This is a genomic window from Bradyrhizobium sp. 22 (assembly GCF_000482425.1).
GTDB lineage: Bacteria > Pseudomonadota > Alphaproteobacteria > Rhizobiales > Xanthobacteraceae > Bradyrhizobium > Bradyrhizobium japonicum_B.
Genome location: NZ_KI519400.1, coordinates 531,829 through 558,427, shown reverse-complemented (window position 1 = coordinate 558,427; position 26,599 = coordinate 531,829). Strand labels below are relative to the sequence as shown.

Below are 26,599 nucleotides of genomic sequence, written 5' to 3'. Positions count from 1 at the left end.
CGACCGGGGTGTGCAATACGCTTCGCACGCTTATCGCAGCACCCTTATGGAGGCCGGCATGACGGCATCAATGAGCCGCAGGGCCGATTGCTACGACAACGCCCCGATGGAAAGCTTCTTCCATACCCTGAAGACCGAGCTCGTCCATCATCGCAACTACAAGACCCGCACTGAGGCCCAGCGCGATATCTTCAGCTTCATCGAAGGATTCTATAACCGGACAAGGCTCCATTCCGCACTCGGATATATCCCCCCGATCGAGATGGAGCTAAAAGCCGCTTAACCCGTCCACTTTATCGGGGGAAGATCAAACAGCCCCCTTGTGGGAGAAGGTGGCGCGAAGCGCCGGATGAGGGGTTCTCTCCACGCGCTTGCTAAGAGTTGGACTCGGGCAAAGAACCCCTCACCCGCCTTCGCGGGGAGCAAAGCTACGCCCCATAGGTCGAGCCCTTCGGCAGCGGGAATACCGGGTCCCGCGTGCGGATGTTGGTCGGCCACACCACCGAGATGTGCTCGCCGGCGTTCTGCATCACCACCGGGGTCGAGCGTTCGTTCTGGCCGGAGAGTGGCGTGCCCGGCGGGAAGAACTTCACGCCGTAGCCCTGGATGGTGCCGCCGGCGGGAATGTCGACGTCGAGCGCGGCTTTGCGAATGGCCTCGGGCTCGAAGCTGCCGTACTTCTCCTTGGCGACCGGCAGCACGTTGTTGAGCAGCACCCAGGTCTGGTTGAAGCCCATCGAGCAATGCGGCGGCACGTCGGTGGCGCCGGTCTTGGCCTGATAGCGCGAGACCATGGTCTTGATCAGCTCGCCCATGCCCGGTGCGAGCTTGGCGGGATCGAGCAGCTGCGCCGGCACCGGGTCGATGTTGCAGAAATTGTCGATGTCGGTCCCAAATGTCGCGCGCAGCTTGTCGAGCTGGCTGTAGCCCGCGCCGGCGCCGAACAGCATCTTGAAGCGCAATCCGCTCTCGCGGGCCTGGCGCAGGAACAGGGTGATGTCGGGATTGTAGCCCGCGTGCGAGATCACGTCCGCCCTGGCGCGCTTGATCTTGGTGACGAGCACCGACAAGTCGGGCGCGGAAGCCGAATAGCCTTCACGCAGCACGACCTGGATGCCGGCCTGCTTGGCGTAGGCCTCGTCCGCGGCGGCGACGCCGACGCCGTAGGGGCCGTCCTCGTGGATCAGCGCGACCTTCACCTCGCCCGGCTCCATGCCGAGCTTGGCCTTGGCGTGCTCGGTGAGGAAGGCGGCGAAAGCCTGGCCGTACTGATCCGAGTGAATCTGCGCGCGAAACACGTATTGCAGGTTCTTGTCCTTGAACACGGCGGTCGAGACCGCCGTCGTGATCCATAGGATCTTCTTCTGCTGCTCGACCTTGGCCGCGAGCGGCACCGCGTGCGAGCTCGCATAGACGCCGTTGAGGATGTCGATCTTCTCCTGGCTGATCAGACGTTCCGCCTCGTTGATCGCGACGTCGGGCTTGCTCTGGGAATCCGCGGCGACGGGAGCGACCTTGTATTTGCCGCCGATGCCGCCCTTCTCGTTGACGAGGTCGATGGCGATCTGCGCGCCGACCGAGGAGGCGACCGAGCCGCCGGCGGCGAACGGGCCGGTGAGATCGTAGATCAGGCCGATGCGCAAATTCTCGGCCTGCGCCTGGGCCCGGGTCCAATCGAGGCTGAGCGTGGCGGCGGCAGCCGCCGTACCCTTCAGCAGCTGCCTGCGTGAAGTCGGCATCCTATCCTCCCTCAAAACCATCGAGTGACTTGTTATCTTTTTTGCGAAGTATGGGGAGCGCGCCGACGGAAAGTCAACATCGCGAAAGTCGAGGGCGGTCGTCCGCGGCATGGAACGCAAATGCGAAACGACGGCGAGGCGGGCGATGACGCGTGATCACTGGGTCAAGCGCCGGGCCAGATAGCGCGCGGTCTTGCCGCCGGCCTTGGCGACCTGTTCAGGCGTTCCCGCCACGACGATGCGGCCGCCCTCGTCACCGGCGCCGGGGCCGAGATCGATGATCCAGTCGCTGTGGGCCACGACGTCCATGTCGTGCTCGACCACGATCACGCTGTTGCCGGCCTCGACGATCCGCTCGAGCTGGGCGATCAGCCGTTCGACGTCGCGCGGGTGCAGGCCGGTGGTGGGCTCGTCCAGCACATAGAGCGTGTGCCCGCGCTGCGGACGCATCAGCTCGGTCGCGAGCTTGATGCGCTGGGCTTCGCCGCCGGACAATTCGGTGGCCGACTGGCCGAGGCGGATATAGCCGAGGCCGACCTCGCGCACGACCGAGAGCGAGCGCTTCAGCGTGGCATCGCCCTCGAAGAACGCGAAGGCGTCGTCGACGCGCATCGCCAGCACATCCGCGATCGATCGCCCGCGGATCTTCACCTCGAGCGTCTTGTCGTTGTAGCGCGCGCCCTTGCAGGTCGGGCAGGGCGTGTAGACGCTGGGCAGGAACAGCAGCTCGACGCAGACGAAACCCTCGCCCTCGCAGGTCGCACAGCGGCCCTTGGCGACGTTGAAGGAGAAGCGTCCGGCATCGTAGCGGCGGGACTTTGCCTGCGGCGTTGCCGCGAACAACCGCCGCACATGGTCGAACAGGCCGGTATAGGTCGCAAGGTTGGACCGCGGCGTGCGGCCGATCGGCTTCTGGTCGACCACGACGAGACGGTTCACCTGGTCGAGGCCGGCAACGATCCTGCCGCCCAATGTCTCGACCGTCGGAGCCAGGCTGTCGTCATCGGAATCGGCAGCAAGCGTGTGGCCGAGATGCGCAGCGACGGTGTCGACGAGGAATTGGCTGATCAGGCTGGATTTGCCGGACCCTGATACGCCGGTGATCCCAGCGATGACGCCCAAGGGAATGTCGACGTCGAGGCCGCGGAGATTGTTGCGGACCACACCCCTGATCTTCAGATGCCCTTTCGGTTCGCGACGAACGGCCGGCAGGGGCTTTCTTGGTCGCGAGAGATAATGGGCCGTTCGCGATTGCTCGATGTCACCGAGCCCTGCCGGTGGCCCGCTGTAGAGGATGAGGCCACCGCCTTCGCCGGCGTCTGGCCCGACGTCCACCAGCCAGTCGGCGTGCCGGATCACCTCGATCTCGTGCTCGACCACGAAGATCGAGTTGCCGGCGTGCTTCAGCCGGTCCAGTGCCCGCAGCAGCGCCTCGGTGTCGGCGGGATGCAGGCCCGCGGAGGGCTCGTCGAGCACGTAGACGACGCCGAACAGGTTGGAGCGGACCTGGGTCGCAAGCCGCAACCGTTGCAGCTCGCCCGGCGACAGCGTCGGCGTGCTGCGCTCGCAGGCGAGATAGCCGAGGCCGAGGTCGAGCAAGACGGCGAGCCGGGCCGACAGATCGTCGCAGATGCGTCTGGCGACAACGGCCTTCTCCGACCTGTCCGCAGATGCTATTGCAAACGGCTTGATGAGCCGGTGCAGCTGCGAGAGCGGCAGGTGCGACATTTCGGCGATGTTGAGCCCGGCGAACCTCACCTTGAGGGCCTCGGGCTTCAACCTTGTGCCATGGCAGGTCGGGCAGTCGCGCGTGATCATGAATTGCGCGACGCGGCGCTTCATCATCGCGCTCTCGGACTTGGCGTAGGTCTGCATCACGTAGCGCTTGGCGCCGGTGAAGGTGCCCTGATAGCTCGGCTCTTCCTTGCGGCGCAGGGCGCGTCTGACCTCGGCGGCGTCGTAGCCGGCATAAACGGGAACGGTCGGCTGCTCCTCGGTGAACAGGATCCAGTCGCGGTCCTTCTTCGGGATCTCGCGCCAGGGCTTGTCGACGTCGTTGCCGAGAGTCGTCAGGATGTCCCGGAGGTTCTGACCTTGCCAAGCGCTCGGCCAGGCCGCGACCGCACGCTCGCGGATCGTCTTGGTGTCGTCGGGCACCATGGACTTTTCGGTCACATCGAGCATCCGGCCGATACCGTGGCAGGTCGGGCAGGCGCCTTCCGGCGTGTTCGGCGAGAACGCCTCCGCATAGAGCATCGATTGTCCCCGCGGATAGTCGCCGGCGCGGGAATAGAGCATTCGCAGCAGGTTCGAGATGGTGGTGACGCTGCCGACCGACGACCGCGTTGTCGGCGCTCCACGCTGCTGCTGAAGCGCGACCGCGGGCGGCAGGCCCTCGATGTCGTCGACTTCAGGGACTTGCATCTGGTGGAAGAGCCGACGCGCGTAGGGCGATACCGACTCCAGATAGCGCCGCTGCGCCTCGGCGTAGATCGTTCCAAAGGCGAGCGAGGATTTGCCGGAGCCCGACACGCCCGTGAAGACCACGAGCGCGTTGCGGGGAATGCGAACATCGACGTTCCTGAGATTGTGCTCGCGTGCGCCCCGCACCCGGACGAAGCCATTGTCCTGCATCAGGCTGCCGGTCGGTTCTGATCGATCATCCATCTGGATCCTCCGGCCGCGGCGGGAGCGGCTCCGCGCGGCGCATGCTTCGCGCGGCGATCAGATGTCGCCTGTGCCGACAGATAACCTAGCTTGCGTAGGCGCGTTCCAGCGATCGACGCTGCAGGTGCCGATCCAGTGCCAGGTTGACGAGACGCGTCAGCAGCTCGCCATAGGGTACGCCGGAGGCTTCCATCATCTTCGGGTACATGCTGATCGACGTGAAGCCGGGCAGGGTGTTGATCTCGTTGAAATAGAACTCGCCGGAGTGCCGGTCGAGGAAGAAGTCGACGCGCGCGAGGTCGCTGCATTCGAGGGCCGTGAAGACCTGCACCGCGAGCATGCGCACGCGCGCCATCTGGGCGGCGTCGAGCCTGGCCGGAAGATCGACCCGGGCGCCGTCGGGATCGAGATACTTGGCCTCATACGAGTAGAATTCGTGATGGGCGTTGGGATTGAGCTCGCTGGCGACGCTCGCGAACGGCGTCTCGCCATCGAGCACCGCGACCTCGATCTCTCGGGCGTCTATGCCCTGTTCGACCAGCACCTTGACGTCATAGCGAAATGCGTCGTCGAGCGCCGCGCCGAGCGCATCCCAGGTCTTGACCTTGTGAATGCCGACGCTGGAGCCCATGTTGCACGGCTTGACGAAGACCGGGAGCGCCAAGCCCTCGGTCGCCTTGGCGACCGATGCGGCGCGGTCCCGGGCGAAGGCCTTGCGGGTCAGCACGCGATAGGGCGCGACCGGAATGCCGGCTAATCCGGCGAGGCGTTTGGCGATATCCTTGTCCATGCTGACGGCGGAGGCGAGAACGCCCGACCCGACATAGGCGACCTCAGCCAGTTCCAGGAGGCCCTGCACGGCGCCGTCCTCGCAGAGCGGCCCGTGCAGCACCGGAAAGACCACGTCGACATCGAGCGGGCCAGCTCCGCTTTCCGAGATCGGCATGAGCGCGCAGCGTCCGTCGGGTGTTCGGGCGAGCCGTATCTCGGGTGCGTCGGGCAGGATCGGCAAGGACGCCGCCTGCGCCTGATCGATCGCATGCAGATCGTTCCACTGCCACCGCCCTGCCTTGTCGATGGAGACGGGGATGATTTCGAAGCGCGAGCGGTCGAGCTGCCTGAGCACGGAGGCGGCGGATTTCAGCGAGACCTCGTGCTCACCCGATCTGCCGCCATAGAGAACAACGACGCGAATCTTGTCTGCCATGGCTCAATTATCACGCGCTCTGTCCGGGAGTCACCTCCATGGTCCCGTCGATGCAGCAGGACGACCGTCGGGACAATGCGGCGCCAGCGGGATACGCCGGCGCCGTGTCGTCACCGTGCTTGTGCCGCTCAGCCCGGCCCTGCGCCTTGCGTCGCCGTGAACACCGCGTAGAGCGACTGGCTCGCGGCCATGAACAGGCGGTTGCGCTTGGGGCCGCCGAAGCAGACGTTGCCGCACACTTCCGGCAGGCGGATGCGGCCGAGCAGCTTGCCCTCGGGCGACCACACCGTCACGCCGCTATAGCCGACAGCGCGGCCGGCATTGCTCGAGGCCCATAGATTGCCGTTGACGTCGCAGCGCAGGCCGTCCGGCCCGCACTTCACGCCGTCGACCACGCAATCGCTGAACTTCTTGAGATTGGACAGCTTGTTGTCGCTGCCGACGTCGAACACGAAGATTTCGCCCTTGCCGCCGGGGCCGGTATCGCCCGGTCCCTTGCCGGTGGAGGCAATGTAGAGCTTCTTGTAGTCGGGCGAGAAGCAGAGGCCGTTCGGATCGGGCACCTGCTCCTCGGTGACGACGAGGTCGACGCGGCCGGAAGGATCGATGCGGTAGCAGTTGGTCGGCAGCTCGCGCCTGCCCGGTGTGAAGCCGGCCGGCTGCCCGATCCGCGGATTGAGCTTGCCGCCCGCATTGCTCGGGCCGCCCGCGACGTCAGGCTCGCCTTCGTAGAGCTGGCCGCCATAGGGCGGATCGGTGAACCAGTAGCTGCCGTCGGGATGCGCGGCGACATCGTTCGGCGAGTTCAGCTTCTTGCCCTGATAGGAGTCGGCCAGCACCGTGGCGGTGCCGTCATGCTCGTAGCGCGTCACCCGCCGGGTCAGATGCTCGCAGGAAAGCTGGCGGCCCTGGAAGTCGAAGGAGTTGCCGTTGGAATTGTTGGAGGGGGTGCGAAACACGCTGACCCGGCCGTCGTCTTCGCTCCAGCGCATTTGCCGGTTGTTGGGAATGTCGCTCCACAACAGATATCGTCCCTGCGCGCTCCATGCCGGGCCCTCGGCCCACAGCAAGCCGGTGTAGAGACGCTTGATCGCGGTGTTGGGCTGCGCGAGATCGTTGAAGGAGGGATCGACCGCGATGATGTCGGGGTCCCAGAAATAGGTAGTCGGTGCGCCGTGCGGTCCGAAATCGCGCGGCGGGGTGGTAATGGTGGTCGGCGGTGCGGCGGGTCCGGTCTGGGCCAGCGCGGGGCCGGCGACGGTAGCGGCGGCGCCAAGCGCAAGCCCCCGGACAAGTGTTCGTCGTGAAAGCGCAAGCTCCTGCTCACGCTGTTCCTGGCGTGTCATCGCGTCCTCCCAATATCGTTCGGCTGGCCGGTTGATCCGGCCGAGCAACTGGAGGTTAATGCGGTCCGGCGCCGGTTGCGAGACTGGAATTGCTCTCGCGCGATGTCGGGGGCCGCAATCCCGTCATATTCGAATGCGTTTGGAGCGGGCGCGCTCCGCATCCGCCTTGCGCAGTTCGCAGGGCTCGAAAATGTTCCGCAGGCCAGCGCAAAAATTTGCTTGCGGCAAAGCGCGGCATGCAACGCATTCGGCCCGGTTCAAGCCATGATTTCGCGCGCATTGCCCCGCAAACACCGTCCGGGGGCGATGAACGGAGTTGAACGTGGCTGGCGTCGTCGTATTGATCGTGTTGCTGGGGATCGCATTCGCGGCCGGCTATTTCACGCGTGACCACATCTCCAACAAACGACGCGCGGAAGCCCGCCGCTGGCGCGAATACACCGAGCCGGACTGGCTCAACGCGAACGCGCCGGCCAACACCAACGAGATCACGAGCGCCATCACAGCCGTGCCCGTGGTCAACGGCGAGCTCGGCCAGATGCTGAACCGTTGGGAAACCAGGGCCCGCGCCCGCCGCGCGGGATAGAGGCGTTGTTCTGTAGCCCGGATGGAGCGCTGCGCAATCCGGGGCCGCTCGCCCTGCATCTCGCATCGTCCCGGATTACGCTTGCGCTCCATCCGGGCTACGGCACCGTGCCTGTGTCGGCCTCTGTCAATCCGTTCCGCTGAAAATATTCCACTTTACCGAAATTCGGTTTTGGCGTATGTGTCGCCCATCCCGGCTCAACCAGGAGGGGCGATCTCGAGGTCGTCTTGATCGCGAGCCGGGCTTGCGGTGGACGCGGCAGCGTCGGCACGAGATGGGACGGGCAGGGCGGGTAGTCCCTGTGAGCCCGTAACCGCGTGTGACGAACGGCGCTGCTAGGCTTCGTCTCGCTTGTAAGTTTCCGGCTTCGTCGACAGGGCTGGAAATACTGCAGCGAAAGGGCGGGCCGTGCGTACGGCAAAACCGTGTGGTCCTGGCCGTCGTTGCTACGGTCAAGTCCAGCGGAGATGCGAGCGAGCCCAACCGGGCAGACTGCATCAATTCGCGGGGCGAGGGAGGCCAGAAGGAAAGTTCGGCTCCCGGGAGAGCACGGCATAAGTCGTCCGACCATCGCGCAGGGAAGGCCGAGTGATCGGCACCACCTGTATGCTGCTGTGCGGTTCTTCCTGCGTGTGCATTTCGCGCAGCGGACCGCGGGTGCGTTGTCAGCACCCGGCCTTCCCTGCGCCCTCTTGGCTTAGAGAGGCGCGGAGACGAAGCAAAACTCGGGCGATTTCAGCCGCGAGAACGGAAAGACGTGTCTGCAAGCGAGATGGTCCGGGACGAGCGATGCCGTTGCGGCGTCCTCCGTCATTGCGAGCGAAGCGAAGCAATCCAGACTGCCTCCGCGGAGGGATTCTGGATTGCTTCGTCGCAAGGGCTCCTCGCAATGAGGGAGTATGCGCGCCACCCACCGCTCTCGTGCCCCGGACGCAGCGCAGCGCTTCCCCGGCGATGCGAAGCATCGTCCGGTGCGGTGCGCTGCAGAGCCGGGGCCCATGTCGCGGCGTTGGACCGTGCCGCCCTGGGTCCCGGCTCTGCGCCGCAACGCTTGCGCGTTGCGGCGCGTCCGGGACACGCGAGAGCCGGCCGCGGCGCCCCCAACCAGGTCAGCCCCCTTGACCATCTTTTGGCGTTGCAGTTGCGGCCATTTCTCGTCTAGAAACAGGCCAGTGAGCCCCCCGGCAACCAACCGTCAACGGGTTTGACCGAGGATTTGAGGGCTCAAAGGGTCCGGCAATGCTGATTCGCGGCCAAATCGAGGGGATTTCGGGGGAGGTGGCTCTGGCCGCCGCCACGATCCCGGCCGCGCTGCTGCCCACCCTGCTGATTGGCGGGCTTCTTCTTAGCTGCCCCTGAGGGCCGGCTGGGCGCCATGCGCCTGGGCGCTCAGGGGTTGGTCGAGATCACCGGACACCTCAAGCGCCAGGGACCAAGACGGCCTGAACGGCGCAAAAGCTCAAAAGGAAATCTGAAATGGCCACCGTGAACAAGTCCGAGAAGGACCGCGTCATCATTTTCGACACCACCCTGCGCGACGGCGAGCAGTGCCCCGGCGCCACCATGACCTTCGAGGAAAAGCTCGAGGTCGCCGAGCTGCTGGACGATATGGGCGTCGACGTCATCGAAGCCGGCTTCCCCATCACCTCGCAGGGTGACTTCGAAGCGGTGAGCGAGATCGCCCGCCGCTCCAAGAATTCCGTGATCGCCGGCCTGTCGCGCGCCCATCCGGCCGACATCGACCGCTGCGCCGAGGCCGTGAAGTTCGCCAAGCGCGGCCGCGTCCATACCGTGATCGCGACCTCGCCGTTGCACATGCGGGTGAAATTGAACAAGACGCCGGAAGAAGTGCTCGAGACCTCGGTCGCCATGGTCGCGCGCGCCCGCAACCAGATTGACGACGTCGAATGGTCGGCCGAGGACGGCACCCGCAGCGAGATGGACTTCCTGTGCCGCATCGTCGAGGCCGTGATCAAGGCCGGCGCCACCACGGTGAACATCCCCGACACCGTCGGCTACACGGTGCCGGAGGAATACACCCACTTCATGAAGACGCTGATCGAGCGCGTGCCGAACTCGGACAAGGCGGTGTTCTCCGTGCACTGCCATAACGATCTCGGCATGGCGGTCGCGAACTCGCTGGCCGGCATCGTCGGCGGCGCGCGCCAGGTCGAGTGCACCATCAACGGCATCGGCGAGCGCGCCGGCAACGCCGCGCTCGAAGAGATCGTGATGGCGATCAACGTGCGCAACGACAAATTCCCCTACTGGAACAAGATCGACACCACGCAGCTCACTCGCGCCTCCAAGGTGGTGTCGGCAGCGACCTCGTTTCCGGTGCAGTACAACAAGGCGATCGTCGGCCGCAACGCGTTCGCGCATGAGAGCGGCATCCATCAGGACGGCGTGCTGAAGGACGCCTCGACCTACGAGATCATGCGGCCGGAGATGGTCGGCCTGAAGCAGTCCTCGCTGGTGCTCGGCAAGCATTCCGGCCGCCATGCCTTCGTGCACAAGCTGGAGGAGATGGGCTACAAGCTCGGCCCCAACCAGCTGGAGGACGCGTTCACGCGGATGAAGGCGCTGGCCGACCGCAAGAAGGACATCTACGACGAGGACATCGAGGCGCTGGTCGACGAGGAGATGGCGGCCTCGCACGACCGCATCAAGCTGGCCTCGCTGACCGTGATCGCCGGCACCCACGGCCCGCAGCGCGCGACCATGAAGCTCGACGTCGACGGTCAGATCAGAATCGAGGAAGCCGAGGGCAACGGTCCGGTCGATGCCGTGTTCAACTGCATCAAGCGCCTGGTGCCGCACGAGGCCAAGCTGGAGCTGTACCAGGTCCACGCCGTCACCGAGGGCACCGACGCGCAGGCGGAAGTGTCGGTGCGGCTGGCGCAGGACGGCCGCTCGATGACGGCGCGCGCGGCGGATCCGGATACGCTGGTGGCCTCGGCCAAGGCCTATCTCGGTGCGCTCAACAAGATCGTCATGAAGCGCCAGCGCGACACCGTGACCACGGCCGCGGCGAGCTGACGTTTCTTCGCCTCTCCCGCTTGCGGGAGAGGCCGACACGCGAAGCGTGGCGGGTGAGGGGTCTTTCCCCACGGGGCAATGTCCCGTTGCCGAAACACCCTCTCCCCAACTCAAGGCGGGAGAGGGAGCGCAGGCGGCATTCACCATGAATACCTGCCCTGCTAAGGGCCAATAGCGGCGCAAGCCGCCGGCCTGTATTGATGCAGGCGGGCAAGAGGATTGGCCGCCCGGCATGCCGGGCGGCCCAAATAGCACCAGGGAGAGATTATGCGCACCTTCGCGATCGCCGCGTCTATCGCGGCATTGGCACTCGGGCTGGCCGGGCCGGCATCGGCCCAATCGCCGATCATCATCAAGTTCAGCCACGTCGTCGCCACCGACACGCCGAAGGGCAAGGCGGCGGAGAAGTTCAAGGAGCTGGCCGAGAAATATACCGCCGGCAAGGTCAAGGTCGAGGTCTACCCGAACTCGACGCTGTACAAGGACAAGGAAGAGCTCGAGGCGCTCCAGCTCGGCAGCGTGCAGATGCTGGCGCCCTCCAACTCCAAGTTCGGACCGCTCGGCATCCGCGAGTTCGAGGTGTTCGATCTGCCCTACATCCTGCCCGACATCAAGACGCTGCGGAAGGTGACGGAAGGGCCGCTCGGCACGCGGCTGCTGAAGCTGCTGGACGCCAAGGGCATCTCCGGGCTTGCCTATTGGGACAACGGCTTCAAGCAGATGAGCGCGAACAAGAAGCTGATCACGCCCGCCGACTATCAGGGCGTCAAATTCCGCATCCAGTCCTCGCGCGTGCTGCAGGCCCAGTTCAAGGCGCTCGGCTCGCTGCCGCAGGTGATGGCGTTCTCGGAAGTCTATCAGGCGCTGCAGACCGGCGTGGTCGACGGCCAGGAGAACACCTGGTCGAACATCTATACCCAGAAGATGCACGAGGTGCAGAAGTACATCACCGAGACCAATCACGGCTATATCGGCTACGTCGTGATCGTGAACAAGAAGTTCTGGGACGATCTGCCGGCCGACATCCGTGACCAGCTCAACAAGGCGATGAAGGAAGCGACCGACTTCGGCAACACGCAGTCGCAGAAGGAGAACGACGACGCGCTCGCCGAAATCAAGAAGAGCGGCAAGAGCGAGATCATCAAGCTCACGGCGGAGCAGAGCGAGGCGATGCGCAAGGCCATGGAGCCGGTCTACAAGGATGCCGCAAGCCGCATCGGTCAGCCGCTGATCGACGAATTCCTCAAAGAGGCCAAGAGCACGACCAACTGATCCGTGTAGCGATGAACGAAGGCTTCCGTGCGGTCTGCACGGAAGCCTTTTTGTTGCGAACGATTCCGATTGCGGCGGTAAAATCGCTCGTTACATCTTGGTAAGGACGCGCTCCCTGTCCAACTTGTAAGTTGCGCGTCAGCCGCACCGCGCCCATCTTCATGAACATCCTTCCAGAGGAGGTTCGGATGAAGAAGTTCACCATCGCTGCGATCGCCGTGCTCAGCATCGCCGGCTCAGGCGCGGTCTACGCCCAATACCATCGCCCGTGGACGGAGCACGTCCGCCACATGCGCATGAACCCCGAGGATCGCGCCGCCCTGGTCGATGCGCGGATCGCCGCCGTCCATGCCGGGCTGAAGCTCAACGCCGATCAGGAGAAGCTGTGGCCGCCGGTCGAGGCTGCCGTGCGAGAGTTGGCCAAGCTGCGCATCGACCGCGCCAATGCGCGGATGAATGCTGGCCCCGGCGATGCCGGCAAGGACGCCGACAAGGTGGACGATCCGGTCGCCCGTCTGCGCCAGCGCGCCGAGGACATGGGCGCGACGTCCGCGGCCCTGAAGAAGATCGCCGACGCCGCCGATCCGCTCTACAAGACCCTGGACGAGGGCCAGAAGCGGCGGCTCGCCGTGCTGACCCGCCACCGCGGCCCGTTCGGCGGCGGCGAGGACGGCCCGCGGCACCGCCACTTCATGGAGCGCGGCATGGACCGCATGATGGGGCACGGCATGGAGCATTTCCACCATGGCCGCGACGCCGGCGAGGACCGCGACCGCGAGGGCCGGCTCTGAACGAGGCGGGTTTTTGCGGGGAATCAGCCCTCGGGATCAACCCTGGCGAAGCCGCTGGAATCCAGCGGCTTTTCGCTTTTCCGGCGCTGTGGAAGAACCTTGGAAAACTTGCGGCCGGTCGCTTGCCAGACCCGGATCGCTTTGCTAAACGACCGGCCTCGCAAGGCTTTGACCGGCCTTTCGGGCGCATAGCTCAGTTGGTAGAGCAGCTGACTCTTAATCAGCGGGTCCCAGGTTCGAGCCCTGGTGCGCCCACCACCCTTAAGACATTGGCCCGCAGGGGCTTTTTTAAATTCCGCGGCAGAACGAACCGGGTCTCGTGCGACGCTTTTGGTGGTCGTACGTCGCACGCCGTGCGACGAATTGGATATTAGGGCCGAAGGGACATCCACCGCCGAAACGCGCAGTCACATGAGAGCCACTGGCCCTGCTTTCAGCTCTTCATGCCTTCCTTCCGCACCTGCAATTCAAGCCTGTCGATACCGGAATCAGCCCGAGCCGCATTGCGGGCGCGGTAGTGCTTCACGATAGTCTGCGCGCTTCGGTATGAATGCCAGATCGTCAGCAAATCGCAGCCAGCTTGATCGAGAAGCATGACGCAGGTATCGCGTAGGTCCTGGTCATGCTTTTGGTCCAGTTCCCCGGCGCCGTTGACGAACATTAGGGTGGGGCAAGGCTTCAAGTGCCATGCTGTCTCGTCGCCATTGCTGCCGCGAGCAGACTGCGCCTCCAGCCATTCCGCTAATGCGCGCTTGCGCTGGTCGACCGCTCGAGCGCGCTGCGCCTTGTTCTCCTCGTCAAGAGGAAAAGAGGCGAACAGCCCGTCGACATTCTTAATCAGTTCGGCGTTCAGTCGCTCTGCGCGGCCAATTGCTTGGCGCGCGTTGTCGCGCTTCAGAAAGCCGAATATAGCGACAGCTCGAGCGGTCGACACCCAGTGGCGGTAAGTACTCTCGTCATAAGGCTCGCCATTGTCCTCATTGACCACCAGCTCGGGTGGCACCCTATCCAGTTGAAGCCGAAGCTTTAGCTCCTTTACTCGTGCACGCGAGGCATTCAGCCGTGCGCTGAGTTGCGGCGCCTCTTTTATGTCGACAAGCTCGCCAGTTTTGCTCTGCCGGAACGCGTGGCGGCCCTCGACGTCGCTCTCATTGCGCATAATTAGACGATCGGTCTGGCGCTGCCCGGTGAACAATGCCAGGTGAAAGCTATCGCCGTCATGTGTCCCTCAGCGCGCACGCTGACGACTTCATCCGGAGTGAGCTGGAAACGGTGCGGGCTCGCGCCCAGCTTGTAGAACTCGGGCAGGGACCGCACCGAGGATCTGCGGCAGATGGTCCGTGAGGATTGAGGAGCAGCGCAAGCTCATCCAAAAATTTCGCCGCAAGATGAACCAAGGCCGCCCTCAGTTGGCAGCCTCTTTCATTCCGGTCCACGTTGACTTCCGCTGTGACCCTCAGCGGACCCGCTCACGCCTCCGTCGCGGTCGCCATTTGACCCGCAGCAATCTTGCCGCCGCGGTGCCACGGCTTGTCTTGGCGCGAGTGAGATGATCAATTGTCAACGAGCTCGATAATAGGTTTCCCGCTTCCCTGACCGGACAGTGCGAAGTTCATCGCCGCCTTGAACTCGGACAGAGGGAATCGACGGCCAGTAGCCGGCTTCAGCTTGCCCTGAGCGGCCCAGTCGAGCAGCTCGGCGATCTGCTCGTCGGCGCGCTGGCGTTCGAACTCGACGAATTGGCGAACGTCGACACCTACCAGCGATGCGCCTTTCATCAGCGACAGATTGACCGGCAGCTTTGGGATCGGTCCTCCGACGAAGCCCACGACGAGGTAGCGCCCGCCCCAGGCCTGAGACCGGAACGCCGTTTCCATCAGAGCGCCACAGACGGGGTCGAATACTACATTAGGTCCTGGTCCGTCGCAGATCGCCTTTAGGCGGTCACGCCAGCCCTCGGGATTGGTATCGAGCACGCGATGCGCACCGTGCGCTGCAGCGAACAGACGCTTTTCCTCGGTTGACGCCACGGCGATAACTTCCGCACCCATCAGACGTCCGACCTGCACCGCGGCCGTGCCGACACCACCGGACGCTCCGAAAACCAGCAACCGTTCGCCGCCCTTTAGCGCCGCGCGATCCCGCAACCCATGAAGCGCCGTGAGGTAGTTGGTCCGGAAAGCGGCCGCTTCTGCGAAGCCCAGGGCGTCCGGAATCCTCCAAACCGACGCTTCCGGAGCGCAAGCGTAAGCGGCAAGGCCTCCGCCGAAGCCGGAGGCCATCACCCGGTCGCCCAATCGCAGCCGCGATACCTCGGCTCCAACCGCCGCAACGCGCCCGCTGAATTCGAGGCCAGGCGTGAAGGGCACCGGGGGCTTGACCTGATATCCACCGAGCGCAACGAGAGCGTCTACGTACCCCATTCCGCAACAATAAACTTCGATCAGAACGTCTTTTGGCCCAGGCGTCGGGTTTGCGACGTCGACAAGGGCGTAATCATCGACGCTGCCGATCTTCTCGGCTCGGACGACTTTCACAATGTTGCTCCTGGGATTACCCGTGCGCTTTCGACGGAGTCGCTTGCGAACCCACGCATTGACAGCCACTCAGCACTGGGAGCGCGGTTGGTCTTGAAGCTGTTAATCTGTGCAGCCGCATCGGGGTAACCGATTGCAACTCCGCAGAACAGCATCTGGCTCGGCGGAATTTCCAGAAACTCTGAGACCGTGTTCGAGTAAAGTGCCCAATATTCCTGCGGACAGGCCGCCAGCCCGCGCTCGACTGCCAGCAACAGAAGGTTCTGCAAATACATTCCAAGATCGGCCCATTGCGGAGGCCCCATGCCCCGATCGATGAATATGAAGACCCCGGCCGGCGCGCCGAAGAACCTTGCGTTCTTCATCAATTGCGCGAGGCGGCCGGCCTTGTTCTCGCGACCGATGCCGATCGAGGCGTAAAGCTGTTCCCCATTCTGGGAGCGGCGCGACCGGTATGGCTCCCACAGGTCTGGCGGATAGATGGCGTACCCAGGGCTCGAGTCAGGGCCGCGTGCTTCCACCACGTTGAGCAGTTGCTTCAGGGGAGTACCCGCCAAGGCGTGAAGGCGCCATGGCTGCAGATTACCCCCGCTGGGCGCCCGAGCAGCCCTTTCCAGCAAGTCTCGCATCACGCTTTCGGAGACAGATTGAGGCAGGAACGCGCGCACAGAGGTTCGTCGCGTGATCGCATCGGACACATTCATTGACTGAACATCTCAATTTGAAGAAGTGACTGATTAGATTGATGTTTGTATCGAGGCCGGCGGCATATTAGGCTGTTTCAAGCCCAAAAACTCCAGGGCGACACTGCATTTCACTTATCGGCAATTTCGATGAATAGCCCCAATCTCCAGAATGTTGCGACGTTCCTCAAAGTTGTCGAGGTCGGTGGGTTTGCCGCTGCGGCGCGGGAACTGGCAGTGACGCAGTCGACTGTAAGCAGACGGGTTGCCGATCTCGAGGGGCATCTCAGCTGTAAGTTGCTTGAGCGAACAACCAGGCGGCTGCTCCTGACAGATTCGGGCGCTCGATACTACGAGACCGTCAAAGCGCTCATGTCCGGCTTGGCAGAAGCAGACGACAATCTGAAAGACAGGAGCACAGAAGCGGAAGGTCCGCTGCGGATCACAATGCCGCTCGGTCTGGGACGATCGCTCATCTTGCCTGGTTTGGCGAGCTTCGCGAAGCTTCATCCCAAAGTTCGGTTCGATATCGACTTGTCCGATCGTTACGTCGATATTCTTCAGGAAGGGTACGACTTCGCCGTCAGATTTGCGGAACCGCGGACGTCAGGGCTCGATGCAAAGGTGGTTCGACCAGTTGGCGGAGCCATCTGTGCGACACCGAGCTTCCTTCGATCACACCCGATCGAAAGAGCGAAAGACCTGGAGATCGACCGCTGCTTGGTTCAGCGAACCTATGCACCAATCGTCACATGGTCAGTATTCGAAGATGGGACGGCCAGGACTCTACAGATCACTCCGCGTATGATCCTAAGTGAAATCTACTCGATCTACGAGATGACCTTGGCCGACATGGGGGCGGCTATCTTGCCGGATTTTTTGATCGAGGACGATTTGAAGTCAGGTCGATTGCTTCGCTTGGAGGGCATCACTCTCCAGCCGCGGCCGATCGTCCTCGTATGGCCAAGCCACAAGGCAAGCCTCCGCAAGATCGTCGCTTTGCGAAACTTCTTGGAAGAGCTGTTGACGTAGTTTCCAGCGCTAACCATCTCAAAATTGGCGCCGGCATCGGCTCGACCATCGGCAAGGCATTCGACGGTCAGCGGCTCCTGGCCCTGTTCGGAATGTTGATGATGCTGATTGCGCTTCTCATGCTCAGAAAGCCGAGTGGTGACTCAAGGAGTTCGTTCCGTTGTCGCGAACGAGCGCCGCGTCCCTTGCTCCGCGCCTGGCGGCGTTCGGTACGGGAACGGGGCTGCTCGCGGGTTTCTTCGGTATCGGGGGCGGTTTTCTCGTCGTTCCGGGCCTAATCGCCGGTGCGAGAATGTCGTTGCTGGCGGCGATCGGATCATCCCTGGTCTCGGTGTTCGCGTTCGGGTTGACGATAGCGGGGAACTACGCGCTATCGGGATTCATTGATTGGCGATTGGTTGCCTTGTTCGTCCTGGGCGGATTCGGCGGAAGCCTGTTCGGCGGACGTCTCGCCGCGCGGCTGGCCGGCCAGAAGAGGACCCTCACAATGGTGTTCGCCACCATCGTGGCGGGCGTGGGTCTTTACGTGACGATACGTGGATCCCTCGGCTGAAAGCGGTCTTCGGCGGTGAGGTCGAGGGGAGCAACCGCTTCGAGAAAGCCGCCAAAACCCATCGCGGGTCCAATGCTGGTTGAGCGATCCGTTTGTCGGATGGCCTTTGATGTTCTTGCGAACAGACACACGCCCCTTCGTCACAGGTCAGTCGGAAGCGTGAGGTCCTGCCACGTCTCTTCGCATTCGACACGCAGCAGCCGTCTTCCCCTGGGTGCCTGATGCGCCCCGGAATTGGCTTGTTCATCTGGAATTGGGGCGTCAGTCCGGGCCAGCCATCCAATTGCGGGACACACGATGGAGCGCGGATCGATAGAGGGGGGACATTTGGCCCCTCTTGCAATCGCCGCCTCAAAGCGGCTCTGAAACCCGTCGGTCGGAAGCTGGGAGCTGCGGCTGTCTCAGGTCGGGATCATAGCGATCGATGGCTTGGTTCGACGATGTCCGAAGCAGTTGCAAGTCACAAGGTCTGTCCTTCGCGGAAAGGAAGCACTCCGCGTAATAGCTCCATCGTCTTCGCCCTCGTCTGGTCCGGCGTGGTGATCCCGTCGAAAGAGCGAGCCGCCAATCTGGAGCAGCCGAATCCGTCGGCTCATCCGGCGAGGACCCGACTGCTGCGTTCATCCGACAGCAGCTGTTGAGACAGCTGCTTGGTCGCAAAAATGAGTGCCTCGATTGCCAGATTCGAACGGGCGCGGCTCGGTTTGACCAGCTCCTGTAGAATGAGCCCATCGACCCCAGCCAAGATGAATCGCGCAAGGGTCGTATAACCCCGAGCCGATAGTTCCTGCTTTCCGGATTTGCTTGCCAGCTGATCCCGGTAGAGGCGCAGATATGCCTCGTACTGTTGATCAGCCAACCATTGGGCGCCCTCTCGCAAGGCATAGAGCGTCAATTCATATTGGACAATTTGCCGCGCGCGCGACCGAGTGATCGACCGCCAGGTGCCGCGAACAAGTATCTCGATTCGATCGTCCAAGGACGGATCGGTACCAGCCCTGTCCTCACGCAGCCGTTCGGCGATCTCTTCAATCAAGACTTCGAGCACTGCGACCAAAAGCGCACTCTTGCTTTCGAAATGGTAGTGCAGCGTCGCAAGTTTCACATTCGCTGCGGCTGCAATCTTCCTCGTCGTCGTGCCGAGAACACCGGTTTTTTCCAGAGCTTGCAGCGCCCCCTGGATGATCTGCGCGCGCGTCAGCTCGCTCTTGGCCGTCATGTTTTTCATGCGCCGGATGTTCAATGATGTGGCCGAGCCTGTCAAATCCGATAAGGGCAATTCCCGTCCAGTCGCCCAAAATGTCAGCAACGGTGCCCAAAATTGGTCGCTTGACTAAATTTGGTCATTTGACCAGATTGTTGAAAAGGGGAAGGAGGCAAGATGGCGCTCGCCGATCAGCAAAGGGGATTGATTGCCACGGCCGCCGATCGCGGGTTCGACCAACAGGTCGAGCGAACGAAGACGTTCGCTGCCATTCCGAGCACAAGGGGCGCCGAGTGGCCCGCGCAGGATTTCATGGCAGGCGAACTCCGGGCGAGAGGCTACGTCGTCGACGATTGGCAGATCGATCTGTCCGATTTGCAGGGGTTGCCGGACGTCGGCGTGATTTCGCACGATTTTTCACGGGCTCGGACCGTGGTCGGGACCCTTCAGCCGCAGGTCGAATCCGGCAGATCCATCATTCTCCAGGGCCATTGCGACGTTGTTCCAGCGGGGCCGGCCCAAATGTGGAAGTCGCCCGCGTTCCAGCCTGTAGTCAGGGATGGGTGGCTCTATGGTCGGGGCGCGGCCGACATGAAGGGCGGAACGCTGGCTGCCCTCCACGCAGTCGACGCGATCCGGGAAGCCGGCTTTCGCCTCAGGGGAAGACTACACTTCCAGTCGGTCATCGAGGAGGAAAGCACGGGCATCGGTGCGTTGTCCGCGCTCCAGCGCGGCTACCGCGCTGACTGCGCGCTCCTTCCCGAGCCGACCGGCCAGCGTTTTGGCGATGTTTGCCTCGGCGTGATCTGGTTTCGCTTGCGGGTTGCGGGCGAGCCGACGCACGTTTCGGATGCCGGAGAAGGCTTTAATGCCATCAAGGCTGCGATGGAAATGGTGCGGGCACTTGAAGGTCTTGAGCAAAGCTGGAATGAACGGGCCGCCGGCCATCCCATCTATGGGGAGGTCCTGCATCCGCTGAATTTCAACCCCGGCATCATCCATGGGGGCGATTGGGCATCGAGTGTACCTGCCTGGTGCGACGTCGATTGCCGCATCGGCCTTCTGCCCGACTGGAGCGTGGATGCTTGTCAGAGGGAAATCATAGCCTGTGTCGACGCTGCGGCGTCGAAAATGCCCTTCCTCGCGAACAATCCACCCGAGATCGTGTGGTCCGGCTACCTCTCGCATGGTTACGTCATGCGCGATGATCCGGCTGTTCGGCGAGTGCTCGAAGAGGCGCATCAGGCCGCGACCGGACGTCCTCTCGCGCGGCGCATCGCAACATCGCTGAACGATGCACGCTTCTACGATCGTCACTTCGGAATTCCGGCTTTCTGCTACGGCCCAGTGGGAGAGCGGATTCACGGTTTTAACGAGCGTCTCAATCTGGATTCGCTCAGGGAAACGACCAAGGCGATCGCCTACTTCGTCGCCGATTGGTGCGGCATCGAGCCGACGAATTGAGACTGGCAGTCAGGAAGCAGGGCAAATCTCATGGCAGTTAGAATAGACGGTGAGCGGCTGTGGTCGGACATCATGACGATGGCCGCCATCGGGGCGACGGCCAAGGGCGGTTCTTACCGAACTTCGCTGTCGGACGCCGATCGCGACGGTCGCAACCTTTTCGTCCATTGGGCGAAGGAGGCCGGGCTGACCGTCACCATCGACAAGATCGGCAACATCTTCGCGCGGAGGGAGGGGCAGGATTCCAGCCTGCCGCCCGTCATGGTGGGCAGCCATCTCGACACCCAGGCTCCCGGCGGCAGGTTCGACGGCGTGCTCGGCGTGCTGGCCGGGCTCGAGGTCGTGCGCACCCTCGACCGCGCTGGCATCAAGACGCGGCGCGCGATCGAGATCGTGAACTGGACCAATGAGGAAGGCGCGCGGTTTCCGCCCGGTGTCGTCGGCTCCAATCTCTTTGCGGGCCGCACGACGCTGGACACATTGCTGCAGACCCGGGATCGTGCCGGCATCCTGATGGGGGACGAACTGAAACGTATCGGTTATGCGGGCGATGTCGAGGTCGGGCAGCGACCGGTCGACAGCTATATCGAACTGCATATCGAACAGGGCCCCGTGCTGGAAGCCGCGAATGTCACGATCGGCGCGGTAACCCATACGTCATGCCAGGGCGGTGGCCTCATCGAAATCCTCGGGGAGAATGGTCATTCGCAAACGACCAGGATGTCGAAGCGGCGCAATGCGCTGGTCGGTGCCGCCAGGATCGTCGAAGCAATCGAGCAGATCGGCATGGCGCAGGAACCCCAGGGCATGGCGAGTGCGACCGTCATCGACATCCTGCCGAACAACCGGATCAACATTCCGCACAAGGCGGTGCTGCAATTCCTGACCGTTCATGCCGAACCGGAGGGACGTGACCGGATCCTCGACCTGATCGAGGCTGCGGTGACCAGGGTCGGAAAGGAAACCCAGCTCGCCGTATCTTTCTCCCGCAATCCGCAGCGCCACAAGTTCGACTTTCCCATGGAATTCGTGGAGTTGGCAGAGCGCATCTCGGCCGATCTCGGCTATTCATCCATGCGGTTACCGACGTGGACTGCGCATGATGCGCTGAACATGCACGTCGTGTGCCCGACATCGCTGATCTTCGTGCCGTGCCGTGACGGCATCTCGCACAGCGAGTTCGAATGGTGCGAACCTGATCATGCGAAAGCCGGCGGCGACGTTCTGGCCAACATGGCACTCGAGCGCGCACAGCGTCCGAACGATTGATGCGGTTGTTCGTCGTTCGAGACGACCGGCCGGATATCCGATCATACAGGTGAGGAGGTAGAGACGTGAGCGATTTTGATCCCGTGCGAGACTTGGCCAACGGTCATCCCGGCCGCCTTCCGTCACGGCGTGCCTTGCTGAAAGCAGGAGTTGCCGCGGCGGCGACCGCGCCGTTTCTCATGCGCGCCAATGAAGCGATGGCTCAAGGGATCACCCCAAAACGCGGCGGCACGCTGACCAGCCTCCTGACGCCCGAGCCCCCGGTTCTCATGATTGGCGTCAACGCTCAGGCTCCGACCCTGACGGTCGTCAGCAAGATCTTCCAGCCGCTGTTCACATATACGCCGACCCTCGATTTCGAGCCGGTGCTGGCAAAAAGCTGGACCATCTCGGACGACAAGAAGGTCTATACGTTCCGTCTCCAAGAGAACGTGAAGTTCCACGACGGTCAGCCCATGACCGCCGACGACGTCATCTTCTCGGCGATGAAGTTCTGGATGACCCTGTCGCTGCGGGCACGCATCGTCTTTGCCCGGATCGAGAAGGCGGAGGCACCGGACCCGCACACGGTGGTCTTTACCCTGAAGGAGCCGTTCGCGCCCTTCCTTTATGGCTTCGGCGGGACAGGCTTCACGATCGTCCCCAAACATCTCTACGACGTTGCCGATATGCGCAACAATCCCAACAACGCGAAACCGATCGGCACCGGACCGTTCAAGTTCGTCGAATGGCAGCGCGGCAGCTTCATCCGGCTGCGCCGGAACGAGGAATACTGGAAACCGAACCAGCCCTACCTCGACGAGATCGTCTACCGCATCGTCCCCGACAGCCAAAGCCGCGCTCTCGCTTTGCAGTCGGGCCAGGTCCAGCTTGCCGGCGGTAACGACATCGAGCCATTCGACCTGCCGCGCTTCCAGGCACAGCCGAACCTAGCCGTCACGCTGAAGGGGTGGGAGTATTACGGCCCGCTGGCATGGATCGACATCAACAAGCGGATCAAACCGCTGGATGATGCCCGCGTCCGGCGCGCCATGAGCATGGCGCTCGATCGCAGTTTCATCCTGCAGAAGCTCTGGTTCGGCAGTGGCAAAGTCGCCACGGGTCCGCTGTGCGAAACGACCAAGTTCTACGATGCCTCGGTCAAGTTGCCGCCATTCGACCTGGCTGCCGCCAACAAGCTTCTGGATGACGCCGGCCACAAGCCCGATGCCTCCGGCGTCCGGTTCACGATCCGCCATTTGCCGCTTCCTTACGGCGAAGTGTGGACGCGATTGTCGGAGTATTTCCGCGCGTCGATGCAGAAGATCGGCATCAACGTGACGATGGAAACGACCGACGCGGGTAGCCACTCGGCCCGAATGGCGAAATGGGATTATGAGACGTCGATCAACTACATCTACCAGGTCGGCGACGCCAACATCGGCATGGAACAGTACTTCACCTCGGAGAACATCAAGAACGTCGCGTTCAACAATGTCGGTGGCTACAGCAACCCGCGCGTCGACGAGGTCCTCGCTAAGGCAAGGTATGCCATCGATCCCGTCGAGCGCCAGAAGTTGCTATCGGAGTTTCAGCGCATCGCCGTCGAAGACATGCCGTACATCTATCTGCTCCAGATGAGTTTCCCGACTTATTACGCGAAGAGGCTCAACAACACGATCACTACGGCGATGGGCATTGCCGACGACTTCGACGACGTCTTCCTCGCATGAGTTCGAATCGTCTTCAGGCGATGCCCCGCCTGATCGGATGGCGGGTGCTCAAGATGGCGGCGATGGTCTTGGCCATCGTCGTCGTCAACTTCTTGCTCATCCACGCCGCGCCGGGTGATCCGGCGAGCGCCATAGCTGGGCAGTCGGGACAGGCCGATGCCGAGTTCATGCGGCAATTGCGTGAGCAGTTCGGTCTCGACAAGCCACTGCCCTTGCAGCTCTGGATCTACATCGAACGAGTCCTCACCCTGGATCTTGGGGTGTCGCATCGTCTTCAGCGGCCGATTCTCACCGTGATCTTCGAACGGCTGCCGGCGACCCTACTGTTGACGGGAACTGCGTTCGTGATCGCGCTGGCGAGCGGGGTCGCACTCGGGGTCCGCGCCGCCCGTAGGCCAGGCGGCATGGCCGATACGATCATCATGGGCGCGTCGCTGTTCTTCTACGCAACCCCGCTCTTCCTGGTCGGCATCGTGCTGGTGCTGGTGTTCGGGGTCTGGCTCAACTGGCTGCCGACATTCGGCATGGAGACGGTCGACGTGCCGCTCCAGGGCTTCGCGCGCGTCACGGACATCGCCCGGCACGCCATTCTTCCTGTGATCACGCTCGCGGTGTTCTATTCGGCCGTCTACGTCCGCCTGACGCGCGCCTCGATGGTGGAGGTGTCGAGCTATCCCTTCATCAAGACGGCGCGCGCCAAAGGCGCTTCGGAGACCCGGATCAGATGGGTCCATATGCTCCGGAACGCGCTGCTGCCCGTCATCACGCTGGCCGGAATCCAGGCCGGCCATCTCATCGGCGGATCCGTTCTCGTCGAGACGGTATTCGCCTGGCCGGGGATCGGCAGTCTCGCGTTCGAGGCCCTGCTCGCGCGCGACTACGACCTGCTGCTCGGCATTTTCCTATGTACGTCGGTCGTCGTCCTGACCTTCAATCTCCTGACCGACCTTGTCTATCTTGCCTTCGACCCGAGAGTTCAGGCACTATGAGATCCTTCATCGGGCGCTATCCTCGGATGGCCATTGGCACGTTGATCATCCTCGCGGTGATCTCCATGGCGGTCGCTGCACCCATTCTATTCCCGTTCTCTCCGTGGGAGATGCGTGGGGCACCGTTCGAGCCACCGGGCAGCCCTGGCTTCATTCTGGGCTCCGACGCACTCGGGCGCGACATCGCGGCCGGGTTGGCACATGGGGCCTGGGTTTCACTGCTGATTGGCGGTGTCTCGACCTTGGCATCGCTCGGCATCGGGATCGGCCTTGGGGCGCTCGCCGGGTATGTCGGCGGACGGGTCGACGACGCGGTCATGCGGTTCGCCGAGTTCTTCCAAACCATCCCAAGCTTCCTGCTCGCGATTCTTCTCGTCGCGATCTTCCGGCCGAGCATGTTCTCCATCATAACGGCGATTGCCCTGGTATCCTGGCCGCCTGTTGCTCGGGTTGTAAGAGCCGAGTTCCTTTCATTGCGGACGAGAGAGTTTGTTCAGGCGGCGGAAGTCCTCGGCGTCTCCCATTTTCGCGTTGTCTGGCAAACGCTTCTTCCCAATGCTCTGCCGCCCGTGATCGTGCTGGGCAGCCTCATGGTCGCCAACGCGGTCCTGACGGAGTCCGCCCTGTCTTTTCTCGGACTCGGCGATGCGAACTGGATGTCCTGGGGATTCCTGGTCGGGTCGGGGCGTAGCGTGATCCGGATCGGCTGGTGGATCAGCGTCCTTCCCGGTGTTGCTATCGTCGTGACGGTGCTTGGTCTCAATCTTCTGGGTGAAGGTCTTCAGACATGGCTCAATCCGCGTCTTTCAAAGCGGGATATGCCATGACTGGCAAGCTTCTGAACGTTGAAGGACTGTCCATCGGTCTTCCCTCCCACGCCGATCGTCCGCGAGCTGTGTCCGAGGTCAGCTTCTCGCTTGGTGAGGGCGAGATCCTCTGCGTTGTCGGAGAGAGTGGCTCCGGCAAGTCAATGATCGCCAATTCGATCATGGGATTGCTTCCCGGCAATTTGCCCGTTCTCGGTGGGCGGATCGACCTTCAAGGCGTTGATCTTCTGAGCAAGACGCCGGCGCAACTGCGAGTCCTACGCGGCTCTCGCATGGGAATGGTGTTCCAGGAGCCTATGGCGGCGCTCAATCCTTTGATGCGCATAGGTGACCAGATCGCGGAGGTGTTCCAGGTCCATGGCATAGCATGCAGCCAGGAGCGGGTGACCGATCTGCTCCGAGCGGTGAATTTGCCCGACCCGGAAGTTCTGGTTCGCGTGTATCCGCATATGCTGTCCGGCGGCCAGCGCCAGCGCGTCGTCATTGCGATGGCCATCGCGCTCGAGCCCGCGCTGTTGATCGCGGACGAGCCGACAACCGCACTCGACGTCACCACGCAGGCCCAGATTCTGAAGCTCATTCGCGATATCCAGCGGCGACGGAACACCGGAGTGCTGTTCATCACGCACGACTTCGGCGTGGTGCGGGAAATCGCGGACCGCGTGATCGTCATGAAGGATGGTGAGCTGGTGGAACACGGCAGCGCCGAAGCCGTCCTCGAGCGACCGGTGCACGATTACACGAAGAAGCTGCTCGCCGCCGTCCCCCGACCGAACATGGATGCGCCGCGACCACGAGCCGACAGAGCTATTCTCCAAACGTTCGGACTGCGCAAGATCTACTGGCGCGGCAGCAAGGAGGTGACTGCGCTCAACGATATCAGCCTAGATCTGCGGAAGGGTGAGACCATCGGGCTTGTTGGCGAGAGCGGCTCTGGCAAGTCGACCCTCGCGAGGACCATTGTGAACCTGGTCACGCCCGATAGCGGCGAGATCAGATTCGAGGGAACCGACCTTCGCTCGTTATCTCGAAAGCAATGGAAGCCGTTTCGCAAGCGAATCCAGTTCCTGTTTCAGGACCCGTTCGAGTCGCTGGATCCACGGCGCACCGTTGGCGACATCATCTCGGACGGCCCGATCGCGCACGGAGCCAGTGCAGCAGAGGCGCGGGCCATAGCCCGGGAGAAGCTGCAGCTCGTCGGGCTCGATCCGTCGGCTGTTGTCCGATGGCCCCATGAGTTTAGTGGAGGGCAGCGTCAGCGGATCGGTATCGCGCGGGCTCTCGCTATGAACGCAGAGCTGCTGATCGCAGATGAACCGGTCTCGGCCCTCGACGTATCGGTGCAAGCGCAGATACTCGACCTTCTCGAAGGTCTTCGCGACAAGCTCGGTCTGTCCATGCTGTTCATCACTCATGACATGAGGGTTGCGGCGCAAATCTGCGACCGCATCGCGGTGATGAAGCTCGGCCAGATCGTCGAGGAAGCACCCGCACGGGAGCTGCTGTCCCACCCACAGCACCCCTACACACGAATGTTGATTGCCTCGGTGCCGGGCCTGGCGGCCCACAACCTCGTCGGTTCGGCCCTGGAGCCATCATGAAGAAGATATCGTTTCACATACATTGATACGACCTTTTCAAGGAAGCGAGCAGTTCGGCTCCATCGGCAACGAAATCGTCGC

The 26,599-nt window shown here is 62.8% G+C and carries 21 protein-coding genes and 1 tRNA gene; 14 read left to right on the top strand and 8 right to left on the bottom strand.

Annotated elements, in window-relative coordinates:
- Positions 1-283 (top strand): integrase core domain-containing protein (locus K410_RS0128060; protein WP_155253826.1); only part of this gene is annotated, 283 nt, incomplete at its 5' end.
- 145 nt (positions 284-428) lie between these two features.
- Here the strand turns inward: K410_RS0128060 and K410_RS0128055 are convergent.
- From K410_RS0128055 to K410_RS0128040, 4 genes are all read right to left on the bottom strand, one after another.
- Entirely contained in the window at positions 429-1,739 is a 1,311-nt protein-coding gene (locus K410_RS0128055) for an ABC transporter substrate-binding protein (RefSeq protein ID WP_028137951.1), read from the bottom strand.
- 156 nt (positions 1,740-1,895) lie between these two features.
- Positions 1,896-4,406, bottom strand: coding sequence for an excinuclease ABC subunit UvrA (gene uvrA, locus K410_RS0128050; protein WP_028137950.1), 2,511 nt, complete (start codon positions 4,404-4,406; stop codon positions 1,896-1,898).
- 85 nt (positions 4,407-4,491) lie between these two features.
- Positions 4,492-5,613 (bottom strand): D-alanine--D-alanine ligase family protein, encoded by a 1,122-nt coding sequence (locus K410_RS0128045; RefSeq protein WP_028137949.1) that lies wholly within the window; start codon positions 5,611-5,613, stop codon positions 4,492-4,494.
- A gap of 128 nt (positions 5,614-5,741) precedes the next feature.
- Complete coding sequence (locus K410_RS0128040) at positions 5,742-6,959, bottom strand: SMP-30/gluconolactonase/LRE family protein (protein WP_028137948.1); 1,218 nt, start codon at positions 6,957-6,959, stop codon at positions 5,742-5,744.
- A 322-nt stretch (positions 6,960-7,281) separates the two neighbouring features.
- Here K410_RS0128040 and K410_RS0128035 point away from each other — a divergent pair, with 322 nt between their 5' ends.
- The 5 genes from K410_RS0128035 to K410_RS0128010 all read left to right on the top strand — a co-directional run bounded on the left by K410_RS0128035 (position 7,282) and on the right by K410_RS0128010 (position 12,905).
- Positions 7,282-7,545 carry a hypothetical protein gene (locus tag K410_RS0128035; RefSeq protein WP_049820448.1) on the top strand — a complete coding sequence of 88 codons (264 nt, stop codon included), beginning with the start codon at positions 7,282-7,284 and terminating at the stop codon, positions 7,543-7,545.
- A 1,476-nt stretch (positions 7,546-9,021) separates the two neighbouring features.
- Complete coding sequence (locus tag K410_RS0128025; RefSeq protein WP_028137946.1) at positions 9,022-10,584, top strand: 2-isopropylmalate synthase; 1,563 nt, start codon at positions 9,022-9,024, stop codon at positions 10,582-10,584.
- Between the two features lie 267 nt (positions 10,585-10,851).
- Positions 10,852-11,856: a TRAP transporter substrate-binding protein gene (locus K410_RS0128020; protein WP_028137945.1), complete on the top strand. Its 1,005-nt coding sequence runs from the start codon at positions 10,852-10,854 to the stop codon at positions 11,854-11,856.
- Between the two features lie 188 nt (positions 11,857-12,044).
- Positions 12,045-12,647, top strand: coding sequence for a Spy/CpxP family protein refolding chaperone (locus K410_RS0128015; protein WP_028137944.1), 603 nt, complete (start codon positions 12,045-12,047; stop codon positions 12,645-12,647).
- A gap of 182 nt (positions 12,648-12,829) precedes the next feature.
- A tRNA-Lys gene (locus K410_RS0128010) sits at positions 12,830-12,905 on the top strand.
- A gap of 175 nt (positions 12,906-13,080) precedes the next feature.
- Here K410_RS0128010 and K410_RS0128005 read toward each other — a convergent pair.
- The 3 genes from K410_RS0128005 to K410_RS37385 form a co-directional block, all read right to left on the bottom strand.
- Positions 13,081-13,806, bottom strand: a complete 726-nt coding sequence (locus K410_RS0128005) for a hypothetical protein (protein WP_155253723.1) — start codon at positions 13,804-13,806, stop codon at positions 13,081-13,083.
- 394 nt (positions 13,807-14,200) lie between these two features.
- Positions 14,201-15,184: an NADPH:quinone oxidoreductase family protein gene (locus K410_RS0128000; protein WP_049820365.1), complete on the bottom strand. Its 984-nt coding sequence runs from the start codon at positions 15,182-15,184 to the stop codon at positions 14,201-14,203.
- Complete coding sequence (locus K410_RS37385) at positions 15,181-15,888, bottom strand: nitroreductase (RefSeq protein ID WP_049820364.1); 708 nt, start codon at positions 15,886-15,888, stop codon at positions 15,181-15,183. The genes K410_RS0128000 and K410_RS37385 overlap by 4 nt, the downstream gene beginning before the upstream one ends.
- 129 nt (positions 15,889-16,017) lie before the next feature.
- Here K410_RS37385 and K410_RS0127990 point away from each other — a divergent pair, with 129 nt between their 5' ends.
- Both K410_RS0127990 and K410_RS41080 read left to right on the top strand, forming a co-directional pair.
- On the top strand, positions 16,018-16,899 hold the full coding sequence (locus K410_RS0127990; protein WP_028137941.1) for a LysR family transcriptional regulator: 882 nt from the start codon (positions 16,018-16,020) through the stop codon (positions 16,897-16,899).
- Positions 16,900-17,059: 160 nt separating this feature from the next.
- Positions 17,060-17,452, top strand: a complete 393-nt coding sequence (locus tag K410_RS41080) for a TSUP family transporter (protein WP_245269562.1) — start codon at positions 17,060-17,062, stop codon at positions 17,450-17,452.
- 592 nt (positions 17,453-18,044) lie between these two features.
- On the opposite strand, the gene K410_RS37380 is transcribed toward K410_RS41080, so the two are convergent.
- Positions 18,045-18,680: a TetR/AcrR family transcriptional regulator gene (locus K410_RS37380; protein ID WP_049820363.1), complete on the bottom strand. Its 636-nt coding sequence runs from the start codon at positions 18,678-18,680 to the stop codon at positions 18,045-18,047.
- Positions 18,681-18,833: 153 nt separating this feature from the next.
- On the opposite strand from K410_RS37380, the gene K410_RS0127975 reads away from it, so the two are divergent.
- The 6 genes from K410_RS0127975 (at position 18,834) to K410_RS0127950 (ending at position 26,518) form a co-directional block, all read left to right on the top strand.
- Positions 18,834-20,120 carry an ArgE/DapE family deacylase gene (locus K410_RS0127975; protein WP_028137940.1) on the top strand — a complete coding sequence of 429 codons (1,287 nt, stop codon included), beginning with the start codon at positions 18,834-18,836 and terminating at the stop codon, positions 20,118-20,120.
- 30 nt (positions 20,121-20,150) lie between these two features.
- Complete coding sequence (locus K410_RS0127970) at positions 20,151-21,389, top strand: allantoate amidohydrolase (RefSeq protein WP_028137939.1); 1,239 nt, start codon at positions 20,151-20,153, stop codon at positions 21,387-21,389.
- A 65-nt stretch (positions 21,390-21,454) separates the two neighbouring features.
- Complete coding sequence (locus K410_RS0127965; protein ID WP_210164245.1) at positions 21,455-23,101, top strand: ABC transporter substrate-binding protein; 1,647 nt, start codon at positions 21,455-21,457, stop codon at positions 23,099-23,101.
- Positions 23,102-23,121: 20 nt separating this feature from the next.
- The gene (locus K410_RS0127960) at positions 23,122-24,090 is read left to right on the top strand and encodes an ABC transporter permease (protein WP_028137937.1); all 969 of its coding nucleotides are present in this window, start codon (positions 23,122-23,124) and stop codon (positions 24,088-24,090) included.
- Positions 24,087-24,917 carry an ABC transporter permease gene (locus K410_RS0127955; protein WP_028137936.1) on the top strand — a complete coding sequence of 277 codons (831 nt, stop codon included), beginning with the start codon at positions 24,087-24,089 and terminating at the stop codon, positions 24,915-24,917. Before K410_RS0127960 ends, K410_RS0127955 begins: the two co-directional genes overlap by 4 nt.
- Positions 24,914-26,518 (top strand): ABC transporter ATP-binding protein, encoded by a 1,605-nt coding sequence (locus K410_RS0127950; RefSeq protein ID WP_028137935.1) that lies wholly within the window; start codon positions 24,914-24,916, stop codon positions 26,516-26,518. Before K410_RS0127955 ends, K410_RS0127950 begins: the two co-directional genes overlap by 4 nt.
- Positions 26,519-26,599 lie beyond the last annotated feature (81 nt).